This is a genomic window from Acinetobacter sp. SwsAc5 (assembly GCF_013391485.1).
GTDB lineage: Bacteria > Pseudomonadota > Gammaproteobacteria > Pseudomonadales > Moraxellaceae > Acinetobacter > Acinetobacter towneri.
Map to the genome: position 1 here is coordinate 73,933 of NZ_JACAXD010000011.1, position 18,943 is coordinate 92,875.

Genomic DNA, 18,943 nt, shown 5'->3' on the forward strand with positions numbered 1-18,943 from the left:
TAGACTGTCTTTTAAGCTAGCTTTAATTATAGGTTTAAAAATTTATTTAAGCCAAAAAAAATCTAAATAATTTTCCATTTGTTATGTACATTTTAATGATTTATACCATCAATGCAGGCTGTTTTAAAATGATGGATAATCCTTGAGCAATTGCGTAAATAGCCATAAGACCCAGTAAAGTAAATACAATCTGCTTAAATACAGCCTGAGAAATATTTTTACGAATCTGACTGCCCACATAAACCATTGCCACAGAAATTAGGCAAATCAGGGCTAAAACTTGTAATTGAGTGTGGTTAAACTGTTGAATTACTGGATATAAAACTGCCAATTGAATGAGTTTGGAAATAATAAAGTTTAAGTTGCTAATCACCACAATATCGGTTTTGCTGTGTTGAGTGCTGAGTAAATACATCATTAGAAATGGTGCCATGGCATTGGTCGCACCACCAATCACACCTGCCAGCAAACCAAAAATCAGCATATTTTTGAGTGAGGCAGAAATTTGCAAAGGACGTTGTCGAAATTGATCGGCCACGTACAATAAAATCAGTACGCCCATTGCCAATTTTAAATAACCTTCGTTCAGAATGAGCAGCAAACTGACGCCCAAATAGCTGCCAATCAGCGCACTGAAGATTAAACCCCAATATTTTTTGCAGTAGCCATATAAACTGCTGAATATAGATTGTGTGGCATCGCCCCGCAGCATGTAGATATTGAGAAGCAAACAGGGAATCAGAACCAAAGCAACCGCAGTACTGAGTGGATATAACATCGCCACCGCAGCCGTACTGAGCATAGGAAAACCAAAACCGCTCATGCCATGCAAAATTGCAGCAATCGCACAAAACAGCAGAATAATGAAATCGGTTTTTTGCATGTGGGCTTCACAGTGCTTTTTATTTGAAATTTAACTCAATGTAGCGGAGTTTTGAGCTAAGTACAAATGGGTTGCGTGATTATGAGCAATGCATATTTATTGGAAACTATTTTAATGACCAATAAAAAAGCAAGACCGAAGTCTTGCTTTTTTGAACAGAGAAAAATACAGCTTAGAAGTGGTATTTGACCAATGCGCTGACATCGTTTTGATTGATGCCTGATTTATTACCGTATTTGTTGTTCCAAACAGAGTGTTCGATACCGACATATAAACGTGTATTTGGCGAAATGTGTTTGCCTGCATTCCATTTATATTGTGTAGTCCAGTTGAGTTCGCTAGCGTGGTCATCTTCTGCAGTAGACCAATCAAGGAAACCATCTACTAAAAAGTCTTCAGCACCGACTTTAAATGGAAGACCGTAAGCAAACGTCATTTGATAATCATCTTGAGAGATATCTTTATCATTATCTGCTTTGTAGAAGTTCAATTGCGCATATTTGAAATATGGAAGCTCAAGATCAAAACCAATACCGTATAGGTAATTGTTAAAGCCTTCGCCACCTTCCCAAGTGGTTGCAATTAAAACATCTTTAATTGGACCAAAGGCAAGTTTTTGACCAGAAACAGCGCCTAAGCTTAAGCGTGGTGATACTTCAAAGTAAGTGTCATTGCCATCTACATCATTGTTTGAACGGTCAGCAAAGGCAAAAAAATCACCATATTTAAAACCAGCAGCGTATTCAAAAGTTACAGTGCTTTGTTCAATCTCTTGATCGCCAGTTAAAAAAGGTGATTTGTAATTTTCACCGTATAAACCTGTCACGCTAAAATCTTGCCAAATCGGTGCAGCTTGCGTAAAAGTTGCAGCAGTGGAGATTGCGCACAGCGCAGCAATATGTGTAAGTTTCATAAAAATAGACCCCAATAAAAGCGTTTCAAGGATACAGATTCTTTAGCAAAAATAAAGCAAAATTCGATTATTGACGGGTCATTTTTGGGTGTTTTTTATCAGTTTTTGGGTTGAGTGTTTTTTAAACGATTTAAAACCAATGGTCAAAATGCAAAGGCGAATATTGCAGATGTAACTAAACCCTTTAAAAGCATCAAGTTTCTTATTGGCAATAGATTGAACAACATGGTGCTATCCAAATTGATCGCTTATTGAGCATCTAAGCTGAAATTGGTGATAAAAGGGTTATTCTTTTGCTGCTTTTCTATAAATATTGCTTGCATATTTTTCAGATAGGCCCGATATTCAAGGTATAGGGACACGGTTCTGCAGAATTAAAAGTGTTCATCATTCACGTAGGAGGAAGTGATTCCAAACTAAGTTGAAGATGTACTTTATGCTGTAAAAACAGCACATTATAAACACGCCAAAACATATATATAAAATTATGTGTAAGATTTTGGCACAACAAGATTCAGAAATAACGAACGCAAGAGGATGAAATCATGAACATTGAAATCCGTACCGATAAAAACATTCAAAACAGTGATCGATTAATTAGTTACGTTCGTGAAGAACTGAATAATGAATTCCAACGCCACAGTGAGCGTATTACCCATTTTTCAGTGCATTTTAGTGATGAAAATGGTGAAAAAGGCGGTGATGACGACATTCGTTGTATGATTGAAGCACGTCCAGCAGGTTTAAAACCAGTGGTTGTGAATCATCGTGGTCATAATATTGATACAGCCATTCACGGTGCGATTGACCGTTTAAAACGCAGCCTAGAACATGCGTTTGAGAAAAATGAGAATCCTCGTGGTGCTCGCCCAGAATTTGTAGATACAGATGTTGGTGGCGACGACGAATAAGGATCAGACAGATTCCAAGAGCCTCGCAAATTTTGCGGGGCTTTTTTGTGTTTGCATGCAGCCAATGCACTAAATTCACGATTTGCTGACATTTATCTCATACAAATGTCGCTTTATTGGGCATAATAGTTCTAAATTAAACATTGAATAAGAGAGCTCTCTGCATGTTAACTGCGCAACAACAAGTCTTGGTGCAAGCAATAGAAGAATTAGACCTTGCCCAAGTGCAACGCCTATTGGCAGACGGTTTAGACCCTAACTTTATGGATGCCGAAAAAGGCCCTGTAATTTCAGTCTGGTCAGATGGTTTATTTCAATGGTGGGAAAAAGTCTGCGAAGCATATGAAGCAGGTCAGCCACTCACAGAGCAGCAAAAACAGCAAGATTTGCAAGTGCATTTAGATATTTTAGAGGCCTTGATTCAAGCCAAAGTGAATTTGCATTTATGGGATGCCGAAGAAATTTACGGCCCATTGTGGGATGCGGCTTCTGCAGCATGTGTTCCTGCGGTACAGCGTTTATTAGATGAAAAAGTCGATCCGAACAGCAAAGATGAAGATGGTTTAACGATTTTATCTTCAATTAGTGATTTATTGTTTGATTGTGATTTTGATGAAATTCAGTGGTCGGATGCTTTGCTAGAAGAACAGCAGACTTTAGAATTGTTGCGTCGTTATGGCGCAAAAATGAGCAAAGAATTGGCCTAAGAGCAGAGATAAAAATATGTCAGCATTAAAAACAGTTGGGTTAATCGTGGCGGCAGGCATCAGCATGCAGGTGAGCGCGGCAGATTTTGAGTTTGATCGTCCTGGTGCAGGAATGAGTACGGGTATTACACCTGTAGGGAAACTGGCTTGGGAACAGGCTTTGCCAAGTGCAAGTTATCAAGAAAGTAACGATGCTTCGGGCGAAAAAGTTAAAACTACTCGCCTTAATGCTGACATGCTGTTACGTACAGGTTTGGCGCAAGATTTAGAGTTACAGCTGGGCTGGCAAGGGCCTGCATGGAGCAAAAGCAAAACTGCAGGTCAATCGGTTGAAGATGATGGTTTGGGCGATGTCAGCATTGGTTTGAAACAAGCCATTGACTTAAATGATGACAAACTTTCTATGGCCGTGTTGTTGCAAGCGCTAATTGCCACAGGCAATGATGGCTTTAGCGAAGAAGATGATATTTATAGCTTGGGTACGGCAGTCAGCTATCAATACAGTGAGCTGTTAAAAACAGGCATCAACATGCGTTACGATGTACAAAATAGCGATTGGGCGGTTACAGCAATTCCCAATATTCAGTATCGTTTAAGCGATCAATGGTCAGGTTTTTCAGAATTGGTCTATCGTAAAGCAGAAAGTCAGGACAATGAATATGGCTTAACTTCGGGGGTGATTTACGCACTGAATGAACGCACTCAGCTGGATGCCAGTGTCGGTGTAGATTTAGACGGTGCAGATAAAAGTTACCATGCAGGTTTAGGTATGGCGTTCTTGTTCTAAGCCATTTAAACCATTTAAAGCTTTAAAATACGTTGTATGTTGCAGCAGGCTAAACTCATCAAGCTTGCTGCAGATTCGTTTTCATCCTAATAAAGTTCATGCCGAGGCGAGCAGAACATGAAGCAGTCCTTATTTCAGACCTTTTGGCAAGCTGCTGTTGATCTAATGGCTGATATTTTTCGCTATATGAATAGGGGCTTATCTTGTCTGCTCGCAAGTCTACTTTTATTGTGTTCGCTAAGCCTACACGCAGAAGCACCTTTACTCTCACCCGAACAAGCCTTTCAGTTTAGCGTTGAATCGGTCAATCCCCAACAAGCTGAACTGCGTTGGAACATGCCTGAACAGTATTATTTGTATCAGCATCAATTTAAGGTTGAGCATGGACAGCAAATACTGGCTTTAGAGTTGCCTCCCGCAGAAGATGTTTATGATGAAAATTATGGACACACTCAAGTTTATTATCGGCAGGTGAGTTTTAAAATTCCCACCCAAGCTGCGCAGCACTATCAAGTGACTTGGCAAGGGTGCGCCCAAGATCGGATTTGTTATCCACCGCAGCGTATAGAATTCCAGACCGATAACACAGGTTTGGTCATTTTAGAAAATCAAAGTGCATCACAAAAAAGTATTTGGGCTGGGCAAAGTAGTTCCACTCGTGAAGGATTTTCAACTGCACCTGCCAATTCTCCAACTGATTTGCAGACAAGCCCTGAAGCTGCACAACCTATAACGGCACAAGATCAGCAGTGGTCTGAAAAACTGGCACAAAGCTCGTTGGCCTATGGCTTGCTATTATTTTTTGGATTGGGGCTGCTGCTGGCTTTTACCCCGTGTTCTTTGCCGATGTTGCCCATTTTGACCTCCCTATTGGTACGTGAACACAAAGGCATCAAAGCATGGATGATTGCACTGGTCTTTGTCTGCAGCATGGCCTTAGTCTATGCGCTGTTGGGTTTAATTGCCTCATCGGCAGGTTTGAATTTTCAGCGTTGGTTGCAGCAGCCTGTAACCTTAATTGCATTTAGTCTGTTATTTGTGCTGTTTGCTTTAAACCTATTTGGTTTGTTTGAAATCAAGTTACCACGTGCTTGGGTCAATCGACTCGATCAGGCGCAATCTATGCAAAAAGGCGGCAATTTGGCAGGTGCTGCACTCATGGGCATGTTGTCGGCACTTTTGGTCGGCCCGTGTATGACTGCACCACTGGCAGGGGCGTTATTGTTTATTTCACAAACCCAAAGTCAGATGCAGGGGGCGTTGCTGTTATTTACGCTCGGTTTTGGTATGGGTACGCCGTTATTATTGGCCAGTGTGCTTGGGGCAAAAGCTTTACCACGCGCAGGTTTGTGGATGCATCAAGTCAAAGTGCTGTTTGCCTTTATTATGTTGGCATTGGCGTTGTATTTCATTCGTCCGTTATTGGGTGAAGCATGGATGCAATGGCTTAGTTTGGCACTTGGACTGGGTTTTGTCGGCTATGTGTTGCATCGTTTGAGTGGCTATCATGGTGCGCTGCGGGCGATGTATCTGAGTGCGTTATTGGTGGTGGTGCCGTATCTGATTTATAACCAATATCAACACAGCCAGCGTTTTTGGCCGCAGGAAAACGATGCGGTTTTAGAATGGCACCGTGCAACGACTGCAACGGAATTACAACAGTTACTTGCCCAAGCTCCGAAAAATCAGCGCATGATTATAGATGTCTATGCCGATTGGTGTGTGGCGTGCCGTCCGATTGAGCAACAGGTATTGACATCTTCCACTGTAAAACAGGCACTTGCAGAATTTTATTTAATTAAACTCGATTTAAGCCATTACGATGCCAGTCATCAAGCTTTGCTGAATAAATGGGAAATTTTAGGGCCACCTACCTTTTTATTTTTGGATGCACAACAACAAGAAATTCGCAGTCTGCGTTTAACGGGTGCGTTTAACGAAAGCACCTTGTTAAATCAACTGCAGCAACTTCAAACCACACAGGAGTCATCGCCATGATGCAGCTGTATATTGCCAATAAAAATTATTCGAGCTGGTCGATGCGCCCGTGGTTGGTACTGAAGGCGTTTGATTTGGCTTTTGAAGAAATACAACTGAACTTTCCATGCGAGCGTGGTGAGGGCGATTTTAAACAACGTGTCCTAGAAATTAACCCCAATGGTAAAGTGCCTGCCTTGTTAGATCAGGGCATGTTGATTTGGGATTCTCTCGCCATTTGTGAATACTTGGCAGAGCAATATCCTGAACAAGCACTTTGGCCGCGTGATGTACAGCAACGCGCTTGGGCGCGTAGCATCAGCGCAGAAATGCACAGTGGTTTTACCGATTTACGCAGTTTATGTGGCATGAATATTCGCGCCAATTTAGCAGAAGTGGGTACAAAATTATGGCAAGAACATTCGGGTTTAAGGCAGGATGTGGCACGCATTGAACACATTTGGTCGGCACGTCCTGCAGCAGATGGTTTCTTGTGTGGTGAATTTAGCATTGCCGATGCGTTTTATGCTCCTGTGGTGACGCGTTTTATGACTTATGCCTTGCCTGTAAGTGCCAACAGCCAACACTATATGCAGCGGGTGATGCAGCATCCTGCTATGCGGGCTTGGGTACACGCCGCATCACAAGAAGCAATGTGGGTCAATTATTTAGAGCCTTATCAAAAACCAGCAAAATGACTTGGAAAAAGCAGGATTAGGAAAAATACTGCGGAAGTTTTTGTGCGGTAAAGTGGTCTTTTTTGTTCCAAAAATAAAACATAGTGTCTTAGTTTTCCCAATTATTCTATTTACGCTGCACGATTAAAATAGCGTTATTAAATGAATACAAGATTGGAACATCCCCATGAAAATTTTACACATCGACTCGAGTATTTTAGGTGAAAACTCAGTTTCACGTCAGTTAAGCCAAGCGATTGTGCAACAATTGACTGCAAAAAATAGCAATGCACAGGTCGATTATTTAGATTTGGCACAACAGCCGATTCCGCACTTAACTGCCGAAATTTTAATGGGGCAGGATGCAGAACAAGCGGCTTTGGGTGAAAAAATCATCCAGCAATATATTGATGCCGATGTCGTGGTGGTGGGTGCAGCCATGTATAACTTTGGTTTGACTTCAACTTTAAAAGCATGGATTGATCGCATCAGCGTGGCAGGTAAAACCTTTAAATATACCGAGCAAGGGCCTGTAGGCTTGGCGGGTGAGAAAAAAGCCTATATCGCCAGTAGCCGTGGCGGTGTGTATGGTGATAACAGCCCTGCCGATTTTCAGGAAGATTTCTTGAAAACCATCTTCAACTTTACAGGGGTGAATGATGTAGAAATTATTCGCGCTGAAGGGGTGAGTATGTCGGAATTTAAAGACCAAGCTGTTGCCAATGCGATGCAAAAAATTCAGGCGATTTAACCCACTATTTCAATAAAAAAAGCTCAGTGCCTTGAGGGTGCTGAGCTTTTTTTATATAGATGGATAGGCTAAAAGGGTTGGTTAGCAAAGCCTTGTTATGGTTGAACTTAGCTCTGATCTTGCCGATGTGCAAACTCTGCTAAATCTGCCAATGTGCAAAATACTGGATAAAACGACCACCCATTCCTGTTCGTATCATACCAGTCATTCCTGTTCGTACCATACCACTACAATCAAAATAATAGGGAGAATGGTGTAGGCCATTACTCCCTTAACTGAATAAAGTTGCCATTATTGAGCGTAGATTTTTTCCCTATAAGATCGACCAGAAATTTCTAACTCGTATGAACGATGTAAAATGCGATCCATAACTGCATCTGCAATCGTCGGATCTTGAAATTGCTCAAACCATAACCTCTTAGGAACTTGGCTAGTAATGAGCAACCCACCATTCTGTGATTGCTTATCAATAATTTCTAAAAATGAGGGTGCTAAGGACTGAGTAAAACCACCCAATCCAAAGTCATCAATAATAAGTAGTTTTGTAGAACATACCTTTTTCTTAAAATCTTTGATTTCACCTAATGTTATTGCACTGCTAATTTCATCGAATAGGCTTATTGCATTAAAATACATAGCACTATAGCTGCGATGGCAAGCTTCCGCACCCAAGGCACAGGCTAACCATGACTTTCCTACACCTGTCGCCCCAGATATAATTAGCCCTCTGCAATCACTAATCCACTCACAATTCGCATAGCGAGCAATATCTGCCTTTTTAATTTCTCGTTCAGAAGCATAGTCAATATGCTCTAATCGTGCAGTGGGATAACGAAATTTTGCAATCGAAAAAAGTCTTTCGATTCGTCTGTTTGTCCGATCATTTAATTCGGCTTCTAGGCAGAAGTCCAAAAACTCTTCGAAACTTGTGCCTCGAGTAAGCATTTGATCCAAAGAAGTCTCTGCTGTACGTAAGAAACCTTTGAGTTTAAGTTGCTCTAATTTGTCTTTCACGGATTGTTTAAGCATGAGCAGCTCCAGAATTGCGGAAATAGTAATCTGCACCACGAATATTATGGTGTGGTGTGGGTATATGACTTAATGCGTCTGATACAGGTTGTTGCTGGATTTGATAAGCACTGTTTGCAATGATTCGTTGTAGTCGATCCACGGCATAAATTTGTCGTTGTGATGCAAAATCACAAGCATCTTCAAGACAATGGGACTTTTGATTGTCAACTACCCACTTTCTCAGTTTGTTCAATGATTTAATATTTCTAGCGAGATCGCCTTTTTGATTTAAAATATGGCATACATACTGTGAAGTATTTGGACCAGCCCGATTTGCCCAATAAATAATTTCATCTTTTGATAAGCCTTTTTGGGTACGATGCGCAGGTGACATATGTTCATCAAGACATATATCTTGACGAATACCGTGACTAATTGCATGTTCCGCAATTTTTTCACGTTCATAAAAAACGTGTATTGCTGATTGGGTAACTTTGAGATCGACATGCAAATGTATATGGGTATAAGGAACTGAATATTGATTCCCATCATATTCAACTCGATAGAATTCACTCACCCGTACATGCCTTTTCCATGAACAAAGCTCATAAGGATAAAGTGGTAATGGTGAAATATCTTTGCTATCCAACGCCAAAAACTGCTCATAACGACTAATCGTAAAACGCCGAGTTGTTTTTCGATTGATAATATCCATTTTTTCCTTAATGGCTTCGTTTAATTCTTCAATAGAAAAGAATTTTTGATTTCGTAATGAAGCAAGTACAGCACGTTGCACAATTTGAACACTCACTTCAGCTAGACCTTTATCTTTAGGATGACGAGGACGAGTTGGAATAATTGCAAAGTCATAATGTGCCGCAAAGTCTTCAAAATCCTTTTGGAATATCAAACCTGACTTGTTGTTTTTAATGACTGCTGATTTGAGATTGTCTGTGATCACGGTTGCAGGAACACCACCAATATGATCAAAAGTTTTGATAAAACATTCAAGCCAATGTTCCACCCTTTGACTTGGCACAGCATAAGCAAATGTATACGCAGAGGCCCCTAGAACACCCACAAAGACTTGAGCATAACTTTTTGATCCATCTACTGGAGATGTAATCTCCATAGTCCTACCACAGAAATCAACAAGCAACGCTTCACCACTTTTAAACGTTTGGCGCATTGAAGCATGTTTTTTATTGCGAAAACGATTAAATACATGGCAAAAACGAGAATATGAAAGGCCTTCTTTAAATTGAGTAATATACTCTTGCCAAAGCAATTCCAGTGTCATATCCCGTTTTTTGAGTTCTTGATTAATATATTCAAAATCAGGGTAGATTTTCCGTGTTGGGTAAGAGCAAATACGGGAAATCTCAAAATAATCCAACAATTCTAAATTGGTGAATAAATTAAGTTCACTATTATCAATAGGGAAAAGTTTTAATTTATCGAAAATGGTTTTTACAGAACTACGGTTCGCCTGAACCTGCATTGCTATTGATCTTTGGCTATACCCAAGATTAAGGAGCCGAACAATTTGCCTAATTTTATCTGTTTCAATACGCATAGGATTGGACCTCTTTGGTTTAAAAGAGGCAGAAAGAACCGCTTGAACATTGATAAATCAATCGATGTTCAATACAATGAAGTTGTCTTGACCGCAAAATTAAGACAACTTTAGAGACTCATGTACCCGCATGAGTCTCTATTATTTCTGCCGTATTTTAGTTATCTTTCATCTGTTGTACATTGCTAGGAATTTGCAAAAATTGCTTTAAAATAAAGTTAATTTGAGCATTCATGGACCTTTGTTGAGCAATAGATTCTTCCTGCAATTGCTTTCTTAAATTGGCAGGAATACGAATTTTAAGTTGGGCGAGTTCATGAGTATTGGGGTTCATAGAAACCTCTTTGGACCACATTGGTTTAATTATATTAAACCAATGTGGTTTATATATCAATATATAAGGTCCATGTTCTATGAGTCTATTAAGTGATTCGCAAGTAAAACTAAGATTACCAACTGAATTGAAACAAAGAATCGAAGCTGAGGCACAAGATGCTAAGCGGTCAATGAATTCAGAAATCGTAGCACGTCTTGAAAATAGCTTTAATTTTAAAAAGTTGGACACAGAAAATGGGAGTATGGCATTAAGCCCTTACCAACTTTTAGATCGTAAAAAAGAATTATCAGATAGATTAGTTCATTCTATTCAATGGGCAAATTTCAATAACTTTCGAGAGTTAAAATATTCTCATATCGCAGAACAGCTTGAGTATGAAACAGCAGAAATCTTTTTGGATTGGGTACAAGGCAAACAGGAACCTACATTTGTTGAGCTCAGAAAAATTGCTGAATTCTTAGGGGTTGAGCAAGATTGGTTGGTGCATGGAGATGGTTATCCAACACCACATTCTTCATTTGATGCTTCAGGTTTACCAGAGCAAGATATTCCTGAGCTATTTCAAACGGAAGGAATCTCTGACCATGAAATTTTTATGAGCAAAGTTAAAAAGATTCACTTTGTAAGGAATATCTCCCCTGAAGGCGAGTTAGTAATTATCCGAGAATATAAAGATGAGAAAGTTGATGTGCTAGAAACACGTGCTCATATTTCTACGGAAATTGGAGATGGCGGACGAAGAATGCTGCAAAATTTTGCGAGTTTATGGGCTCATCTTTACAATAGTCCTCATCGTAATTCAGTGCATAGTTATTTAATGAAGAAAGAAAAATTTAATGAACTTCGTAAATTATACATGCACCCTTTAGCTATTCTTCGCCACACCCAACCATCTTACTGGTGGGAGGAAATTTGGAGAAAACAGCCAAGTACCCATACTATACAATTATATGAAGGTCTATGGTCTGATTGGTTGTCTACTGTTCATGTTGCCAGTGAAGGAGTTAAAGATACGAATCCGTAATCTTGATAGGTAAAAATAATAAATTTAAGTGCTTTTTAAATTGTTCTTTAAAATAGTAACTGTTGAAAAGGTGTTGACAGTATATAGTTGTATTGGTAAATTTATTTTCGCAATTATCAATCGTTTGGTGAAGATTTTGCTAAAAAAATATTTAATTAAAGCAATGATATTGTTAATTATTTTATTTATCTACGTATTCATGAATTATATTTTTTCAAAGTTCGCTATTAGATATGATTTAGAAAACAGTATTTACTCATATATTTTTAGAGGAGTATCAGTATTTATACTGGTATTCCTTTTGATGAAATTTATTAAATGGAATAGTGAGAGGAGATTACCTTGAGAGAAATTACTTTAGAGGAAATGGAAATAGTGTCAGGTGCGACCGTTCCTTTACATGTAGCTGGAGCTATTGTTGGTGCAGCCACATATGCGGGAGAGGTTATAGGGGGAAAAGAGTTTTCTTGGGGAGAGTTGGCAATTAATACTGCTGCTGGTGCTTTAGGTGGAATTGCAGGAAATAGCATTAAAGCAATTAGAGCTGGAGCTACCGCTGCAAATACAGCACACGCCGCAAATTTTGGTGCGGCTGCGGGTGCCTTAAAAGAGAGTGTCACAGGCGATAAAAGTGGTAATGACTACTGTGAAGACGGTAGCGATTATTAAAAATTTGATATTCTACAAATTTATTTAATTGGCTGATATAATCAGCCAATTTTATTTATAGCTAGGTTGTTATGCTGCTAAATTTTTCTCTTGATAAAGACACTTTTAAAAACGATTTTTTATACCAAAAACCTTTTCTATTTAAAAATGCAATTGATTCCACCAAATTTTCTTGGAAAGAAGTTAATGAGCTTTATAGTCGTGGTGATATTTCACATCGTGACTTTAAATTAATGAATGGCTATGAAGTACCTAAAAAAGAATATGTAGAATCATATGACTTTTTGGGGGTAACAGAATACCGCTGTATTACTTCAGTCTTCTATGAGTATCTTAGAAATGGTGCAACCCTAGTCCGTAATCGGATTAAAAATGAACCCTTCGTTGATCAGATTAGTAAGCAAATTGGTAGCTTCGCAGAGGCTCGTACACTTACAGGTAGTTATGCGGCATTTAGTTCTAAATCATCCTATAAAAGTCATTGGGATACTAGAGATGTTTATGCTGTTCAATTATTAGGACGGAAACGTTGGATATTAAGAAAGCCTAATTTTGAATTTCCTTTATATATGCAACAAACCAAGAATTTTCCAGATATAAAAGAACCAGAAGAAATCTACATGGATGTAATTTTAGAAGCTGGAGATATTTTATATATACCTCGTGGCTGGTGGCATGATCCATTACCTTTAGATGAAGAAACCTTTCATTTAGCTGTTGCAACATTTGCACCGACAGGATTTGAGTATATGCGCTGGTTGCAGAATGTTATGCCAGGTATTCTAGACTGCCGTAAGAATTTTACTAATTTTCAAAATGATGCAGAGATGATCAACAGTATTAGTCAGCAAGTTATGGAAATTATCAAAGACAAAAACTGTTATCAAAGTTTTATGATGCACCACCTAGCAGAGCAATCAGTACCATCCATGTTATCACTAGATGTATTGGGTAATGGTAAAGTAAGTCAATTGGATAGCAACCAAAAGCTATATTTGAATGCCAACTTATTGCATTACTTTGATGAAGGCTTTGTTATCATTAATGGCAATAAAATTAATGTCGATGGTACGAGTTTAAGCTTAATTCAATATTTATTTAATCACCCCTATTCGCGCGTAGAAGATATTTTGAGTAACTTTTTAGAACATCCTCCAGAAAAAATAAACAAACTTCTTTTTCAATTATCCGTAGAAAATGTAATTGAGCTGGTAATGTAAAATTATAAATGAGCTCTAATTTATTTCGAAAAGAAGCACTTGATGCCAAACAGGTTAAATGGACGGGAACTATCATTCTATCCCGTCCATTTAGTTTTACCTATTTAACAATCTGTGCCTTATGCATTGCTTTAGTGATTATCGCTTTTGCAATATGGGGGAGCTATACCAAACGTAGTACAGTCCAAGGACAATTGATTCCGCAATCAGGGCTGATACAGGTTTATACAACACAGTCAGGTACGGTTCTTAAAAAGAATGTGCACGAAGGACAAACAGTTAAAAAAGGCGATGTTCTTTTTACAATTTCAACCGCCAGTTATGGTGAACAAGGTAGTATTGCCGATGCTTTAGCGAAGCAAACGCAATTAAAAGAGCAATCCATACGAAATGAAATCACTCGAATGCGCTTTATTCACCAAGATGAGAAGCGAACAATCAATAATCAGATTGGTTTGCTGAATGGGACTTTGATTAAGGTTGAAAATTTAATTGCTAATCAGCGGGAACGTGTCAATCTAGCTAAAAAAAATCAACAGCGGTATGGCAATATACTTCATGAAAATGCAATTTCTCATGAAGAGTTTGAAGCAAGAAAAATAGATTATCTGGATCAGTTGGCTCAATATGAGTCATTACAACGTGAAAAAGTATCATTAGAAAAACAGCTCACAGAGCAGCAAATTAGCTTGTCAGGATTAGAAAATAGACAAAATAACCAAATTGAGCAGTTGGAGCGGTTGTTATCGACCAATACGCAAGAATTAATCGAAATGCAATCTAGGCAGCATATTGCCATACAGGCGAATTCATCAGGCGTTATAGGTACCATTAATGCTGAAGTTGGACAGTTTGTTGATTTATCTAAGCCTTTATTGACGGTTCTTCCTGAAAACACAGCATTGATTGCACAGCTTTATGTGCCGAGTCGCGCCATTGGTTTTGTTAAAGAGGGGGATCAGGTTTTACTACGTTATCAAGCATACCCCTATCAAAAATTTGGTCATGCAAAAGCACAAGTTTTATCTGTAGCAAAAACGGCATTGGCAAGTCAGGATTTACAAACGATCGGAATTATCTCACCACAAGAACAGCTTAATAATGAACCTGTGTATTTGGTAAGAGCAAAACTCGATAAACAGATGGTGAAAGCTTATGGTAAGGATATGCCTTTACAGGTGGGAATGACCCTTGAAGGCGATATCATGCATGAAAAGCGTAAATTGTATGAGTGGGTTTTAGAACCATTATTTAGTATTACAGGAAAACTATAGTCCATGCGTTATCTTGATCGTTTATCTTTAGGTCTTGGTCGAAAAGTTCCTGTAATATTACAAACAGAATCGTCAGAATGTGGACTAGCGTGCCTTGCAATAATTGCAGGCTATTATGGTTATGAATCAGATCTTTTAACATTAAGACAGAAGCATCCTATATCCCAAAAAGGGGCAACGCTTACAACTTTGGTTAAGATTGCCAATAAGCTGCACCTCACGACCCGCCCTTTAAAACTTGAATTGGATGAATTAAATCAATTAAGACTACCATGTATTTTACATTGGGATTTAAACCACTTTGTGGTTCTCAAGAATGTATCGGCAACAAAAATAACGATTGTTGATCCAGCTTTCGGAGAAAGAGTATTCACCTATGATCAGGCTTCATCCCATTTTACAGGCATTGCTTTAGAATTATGGCCTGATTCTAATTTTGAAGAAAAAAAAGATAAAACAAGTATTCGTATTTTTAAATTATTTGGTGAAATTAGAGGCTTGTGGAAATCTTTAGGGCAAATTCTTATTCTTGCTTTAGTCCTAGAAGTATTCTCTCTCGTCAGTCCATTCTTTATGCAATGGGTGATTGACCATGCGATTGTTTCCGCTGATCTAAACTTGCTCACGACCTTGGCACTTGGTTTTGGTCTGTTGATGTTGTTGAGTAGCTTAATTAGCTTGTTGCAAGCATGGGTGGTCATGCATATGGCAACTACATTGAATGTACAATGGAAAGCCAATATTTTTCATCATCTGGTTAACTTACCGACCAATTTTTTTCAGAAACGTCATTTAGGAGATATTATTTCCAGATTTGGTTCGATTGATGCAATTCAAAGAACATTAACAACATCATTTATTACAGCCATTCTCGATGGTTTAATGACGATTTTCACATTAATTTTAATGTTCGTATATAGTGCAAAATTGGCATGGATCGCAGTGATCACCATGCTGTTGTATGCAGTCATTCGTTGGATCTGGTATTACCCTTTAAGGCGAGCAACGGAAGATCAGATTGTCCATGCTGCAAAGCAAAGCACTCATTTTATGGAAACTATGCGTGGCATAAAGACCATTAAACAATTCGAAAAACAGGACTATCGACAAGCCACGTGGCTAACGCTATTCGTAAACCAAATTAATGCAGGATTGACGACACAAAAACTTAACATCATGTTTGGGTTTGTAAATACATTACTGTTTGGATTGCAGAATATTATCATTGTATGGCTGGGTGCAACTCTAGTCATTGAGGGTGAGTTTACTGTTGGTATATTAATGGCCTTTCTTGCCTATAAAAACCAATTCGGTGGTCGAGTTAGCTCTTTAATTGATAAGTATGTTGAAGTAAAGATGCTCAGTCTACATGGTGAACGTCTAGCGGACATCGTCCTTACCGATCAAGAAAAAACAGATAGCTATTTATTTGTACCTGAATCGTCAGAACTACAAAAAACAGAGATAGATGTTAAATCGCTCAAATTCAGGTATTCAGAAGATGAGTCTTGGATCATTCATGGCATTAACTTTAATATTCCAGAAGGACAATCTGTAGCCATTGTAGGCCCTACAGGTTGTGGTAAAACCACACTTATGAATTTGCTCTTAGGTAATTTAACTCCTGAGCATGGTGAAATCAAAATTGGTGGGCAAAGCATAAAGAACCTTGGTGCTAATAAACTCAGACATTTTATTGCCTATGTTGCCCAAGATGATGTTTTATTTGCGGGCTCTATTCTAGAAAATATTAGTTTCTTTGATGATGGTGTTCAGCAAGATTGGGTAGAACAATGTGCAAAAATGGCATCTGTACACGATGAAATTATGGCGATGCCTATGGGATATCAGACATTAGTCGGTGATATGGGTAATATTTTGTCTGGAGGACAAAAGCAAAGAATATTATTGGCAAGAGCATTGTATAGAAAGCCTAAGATTCTATTTTTAGATGAGGCAACAAGTCATCTAGACATCATAAAAGAGAAAGAAATTAACGATATGATTAAGTCACTCAATATCACCCGAATCATTATTGCTCATCGCCCAGAGACGATTTCATCGGTTGATCGTATTATTGCTTTAAACAATGGTTGTATTGTTAGTGATCAAATGCTTTAGTCTTTTTAATAGATATTCGGATTAGTGTAGAAAATATTTAATTTAATAGTCAATATTGGTGTTTAGCTCCACCCTTTATTCGTTTAATTAAAGTGGTATAGCACGAACAGGAATGACTGGTATGGTGGGAACAAGAATAGGTGGTATGTTTATACAGGAATATGCAGCCAATGCACGTTTGGCTTCTTCAAACCACGGTGAAAACATTTGAAAATTGTGCCACATACCCGTGTAGAGTTTGTAATGCACTTCTACGCCTGCCTGTTCGGCTTTTTCTTTAAAACGTGTTGCATCATCCAGCAAAATTTCTTTAGAGCCAATTTGTACTAAAACTGGTGGTAATTCATGTAAATCATCAAACAATGGCGAAATTTGCGGGTCTGCCCGATCAAGTTCAGGCGGTACATAGTAATCAATGCCTGTTTCCAGCGTTTCAATTGACAGCAGGGCATCATGCTTGCTGTTATAACGCAAGGATTCACTGGTGAGGGTTAAATCTAAAAATGGTGACAGCAGCATTAAGCCACTCACTTGCGGCAATTGCTCATCACGTATTTTTAAAGCTAGCGCCAACGCTAAATTTGCACCGCAAGAATCTCCTGACAAAATAATATCTTTGGCGTGTATACCTTGCGCCAACAGACTTTGATAGACATCAAACACGGCTTCCAAAGCATGTGGAAAAGGATGCTCAGGTGCAAGCGGATAATCGACATGAATCACTTGCATTTGGGTGCGTGCCGCAACTTGACTCAAAAATGCTCGATGGGTATTTAACGAACCCAGAAAAAAAGCCCCGCCATGAATATGAAAAATGAGCTGTGTTGCAGCATTCTGTGGTTTTAATTCTTCGGCATGCAGACCTGCTAAACGCAGCGCGCGTACCTGCACCGACTTTTGCATGGGAAATAAACGGCACATTTGTTCTAGTGCAAAACGTACAGAATTGGGGGGTAAATTAAATTGGCTTGGTTTGCGAATGGTGGTTTTTAAAAACTGCTCTGTAATAATTTGTTTCCACATGGGGTTAATCTTCATGATTTTTCCATCTTGTTCTTTATTTGATCGGATATTTGTGTATTTACCAACATAATTTACAAGGGTACACTAAACGGTCACATTCAAAAATTGCAAATTTGTTGTGACTTTTTAATAATAAAGTTGTCTGATAGTAGACCAGGGAAACAAAACAATGAAAAAAATTGCACTTGCATTCGGGCTGTTAGGTTTAAGCGCTTTGGCCAATGCTGCAGATCCGCTTAACGGCACAGTTTGGAAAACAATTGACGACAAAACCAAACAACCCAAAGCCACGGTAAGATTTACTGAGCAAAAAAATGGAACTTTAACCGCAAGCATTCAGTCAATTTTAACGCCTGGTGAAGAAAATGCCTGTACAAAATGTGAAGGTCCGTATCACAACAAATCACTCAAAGGTTTGACCATTGTTCGCGGTCTGAAAAATACAGGCGGCACGAGCTACGATGGTGGTTCAATTCTTGACCCGCAAACAGGTAAAACCTACAAGCTAAAAGGTAAACTTGCCGATGGTGGTAAGAAACTGGAATTGCGTGGTTTCATTGGTGTAGCGGCATTGGGTCGTAACCAAACATGGATTCGTGCGAACTAAGCATGTATTCCACCTGTGCAGTTGAAATCATATTGCACAGGATATAAAAAAACCTGCTCCATGTGAGCAGGTTTTTTATTGGTATTTTTTAAATTTAACCTAAAGCACGATAAGCCGTTTCATCAAAACCCGCAATAAAGCCTGATTCAGTGTTTAAGACAGGACGTTTAATTAAACTGGTGTGAGTGCAAAGTGCTTCAATTAAGTTGGCTTCACTGGCCAAAGCAGCTTGCTGTTCTGCTTCGCTGAGTTTGCGCCAAGTGGTGCCTTTTTTATTCAGTACTACATCTTGCCCAAGCGCATCTAACCAACTTTTGACAGTGTCGGCATCGATCCCTTGTTTTTTATAATCGTGAAACTCATAACTTAGCCCCAATTCATTGAGTAAATCGAAGGCTTTTTTCATTGAATTGCAGTTCTTAATCCCATAAATTTTTAACATATTTTTTTCACGTTAATATCATCAAACTGGCTA

19 protein-coding genes are annotated in these 18,943 nt (G+C 38.8%); 12 read left to right on the forward strand and 7 right to left on the reverse strand.

The features are described from left to right. Positions 1 to 100 precede the first annotated feature (100 nt). Positions 101 to 883: a sulfite exporter TauE/SafE family protein gene (locus HYG89_RS08390; RefSeq protein WP_178867087.1), complete on the reverse strand. Its 783-nt coding sequence runs from the start codon at positions 881 to 883 to the stop codon at positions 101 to 103. 172 nt (positions 884 to 1,055) lie between these two features. After that, a complete protein-coding gene (locus HYG89_RS08395) occupies positions 1,056 to 1,796 on the reverse strand; it encodes an outer membrane protein OmpK (RefSeq protein WP_070155832.1) in 741 nt (246 codons plus the stop codon). A gap of 545 nt (positions 1,797 to 2,341) precedes the next feature. Between HYG89_RS08395 and HYG89_RS08400 the strand changes: the two genes are divergently transcribed. The 6 genes from HYG89_RS08400 (at position 2,342) to HYG89_RS08425 (ending at position 7,606) form a co-directional block, all read left to right on the forward strand. Next, a complete protein-coding gene (locus HYG89_RS08400) occupies positions 2,342 to 2,707 on the forward strand; it encodes an HPF/RaiA family ribosome-associated protein (RefSeq protein ID WP_004974190.1) in 366 nt (121 codons plus the stop codon). A 164-nt stretch (positions 2,708 to 2,871) separates the two neighbouring features. Next, on the forward strand, positions 2,872 to 3,414 hold the full coding sequence (locus HYG89_RS08405; RefSeq protein ID WP_004974192.1) for an ankyrin repeat domain-containing protein: 543 nt from the start codon (positions 2,872 to 2,874) through the stop codon (positions 3,412 to 3,414). A gap of 16 nt (positions 3,415 to 3,430) precedes the next feature. Further along, positions 3,431 to 4,201 carry a transporter gene (locus HYG89_RS08410; RefSeq protein ID WP_104852730.1) on the forward strand — a complete coding sequence of 257 codons (771 nt, stop codon included), beginning with the start codon at positions 3,431 to 3,433 and terminating at the stop codon, positions 4,199 to 4,201. A 186-nt stretch (positions 4,202 to 4,387) separates the two neighbouring features. After that, positions 4,388 to 6,199, forward strand: a complete 1,812-nt coding sequence (gene dsbD / locus HYG89_RS08415) for a protein-disulfide reductase DsbD (protein ID WP_372595705.1) — start codon at positions 4,388 to 4,390, stop codon at positions 6,197 to 6,199. After that, positions 6,196 to 6,876, forward strand: coding sequence for a glutathione S-transferase family protein (locus HYG89_RS08420; protein ID WP_131261214.1), 681 nt, complete (start codon positions 6,196 to 6,198; stop codon positions 6,874 to 6,876). Before dsbD ends, HYG89_RS08420 begins: the two co-directional genes overlap by 4 nt. A gap of 166 nt (positions 6,877 to 7,042) precedes the next feature. Beyond that, complete coding sequence (locus tag HYG89_RS08425; protein ID WP_004974205.1) at positions 7,043 to 7,606, forward strand: FMN-dependent NADH-azoreductase; 564 nt, start codon at positions 7,043 to 7,045, stop codon at positions 7,604 to 7,606. Positions 7,607 to 7,897: 291 nt separating this feature from the next. On the opposite strand, the gene istB is transcribed toward HYG89_RS08425, so the two are convergent. The 3 genes from istB to HYG89_RS08440 all read right to left on the reverse strand — a co-directional run bounded on the left by istB (position 7,898) and on the right by HYG89_RS08440 (position 10,527). Further along, positions 7,898 to 8,635, reverse strand: a complete 738-nt coding sequence (gene istB / locus HYG89_RS08430; protein WP_178867088.1) for an IS21-like element helper ATPase IstB — start codon at positions 8,633 to 8,635, stop codon at positions 7,898 to 7,900. Continuing rightward, positions 8,628 to 10,193, reverse strand: a complete 1,566-nt coding sequence (gene istA, locus HYG89_RS08435; RefSeq protein ID WP_178867090.1) for an IS21 family transposase — start codon at positions 10,191 to 10,193, stop codon at positions 8,628 to 8,630. Before istA ends, istB begins: the two co-directional genes overlap by 8 nt. A 157-nt stretch (positions 10,194 to 10,350) precedes the next feature. Then, on the reverse strand, positions 10,351 to 10,527 hold the full coding sequence (locus HYG89_RS08440) for an Arc family DNA-binding protein (RefSeq protein ID WP_178867092.1): 177 nt from the start codon (positions 10,525 to 10,527) through the stop codon (positions 10,351 to 10,353). A gap of 79 nt (positions 10,528 to 10,606) precedes the next feature. Here HYG89_RS08440 and HYG89_RS08445 point away from each other — a divergent pair, with 79 nt between their 5' ends. The 5 genes from HYG89_RS08445 (at position 10,607) to HYG89_RS08465 (ending at position 16,838) form a co-directional block, all read left to right on the forward strand. Then, on the forward strand, positions 10,607 to 11,554 hold the full coding sequence (locus HYG89_RS08445; RefSeq protein ID WP_178867094.1) for an Arc family DNA-binding protein: 948 nt from the start codon (positions 10,607 to 10,609) through the stop codon (positions 11,552 to 11,554). Between the two features lie 342 nt (positions 11,555 to 11,896). Continuing rightward, complete coding sequence (locus tag HYG89_RS08450) at positions 11,897 to 12,223, forward strand: hypothetical protein (RefSeq protein ID WP_178867096.1); 327 nt, start codon at positions 11,897 to 11,899, stop codon at positions 12,221 to 12,223. A gap of 71 nt (positions 12,224 to 12,294) precedes the next feature. Then, a complete protein-coding gene (locus HYG89_RS08455; RefSeq protein ID WP_178867098.1) occupies positions 12,295 to 13,443 on the forward strand; it encodes a JmjC domain-containing protein in 1,149 nt (382 codons plus the stop codon). A gap of 8 nt (positions 13,444 to 13,451) precedes the next feature. Next, on the forward strand, positions 13,452 to 14,717 hold the full coding sequence (locus tag HYG89_RS08460; RefSeq protein WP_178867100.1) for an HlyD family secretion protein: 1,266 nt from the start codon (positions 13,452 to 13,454) through the stop codon (positions 14,715 to 14,717). A gap of 3 nt (positions 14,718 to 14,720) precedes the next feature. Further along, on the forward strand, positions 14,721 to 16,838 hold the full coding sequence (locus tag HYG89_RS08465; RefSeq protein WP_178867103.1) for a peptidase domain-containing ABC transporter: 2,118 nt from the start codon (positions 14,721 to 14,723) through the stop codon (positions 16,836 to 16,838). Between the two features lie 87 nt (positions 16,839 to 16,925). On the opposite strand, the gene HYG89_RS08470 is transcribed toward HYG89_RS08465, so the two are convergent. Next, entirely contained in the window at positions 16,926 to 17,876 is a 951-nt protein-coding gene (locus tag HYG89_RS08470; protein WP_256733966.1) for an alpha/beta hydrolase, read from the reverse strand. A gap of 154 nt (positions 17,877 to 18,030) precedes the next feature. Between HYG89_RS08470 and HYG89_RS08475 the strand changes: the two genes are divergently transcribed. Further along, positions 18,031 to 18,468, forward strand: coding sequence for a DUF2147 domain-containing protein (locus HYG89_RS08475; RefSeq protein ID WP_004974208.1), 438 nt, complete (start codon positions 18,031 to 18,033; stop codon positions 18,466 to 18,468). Between the two features lie 94 nt (positions 18,469 to 18,562). Here HYG89_RS08475 and HYG89_RS08480 read toward each other — a convergent pair whose 3' ends face one another. Continuing rightward, a complete protein-coding gene (locus HYG89_RS08480; RefSeq protein WP_178867104.1) occupies positions 18,563 to 18,910 on the reverse strand; it encodes a Spx/MgsR family RNA polymerase-binding regulatory protein in 348 nt (115 codons plus the stop codon). Between the last annotated feature and the right edge of the window lie 33 nt (positions 18,911 to 18,943).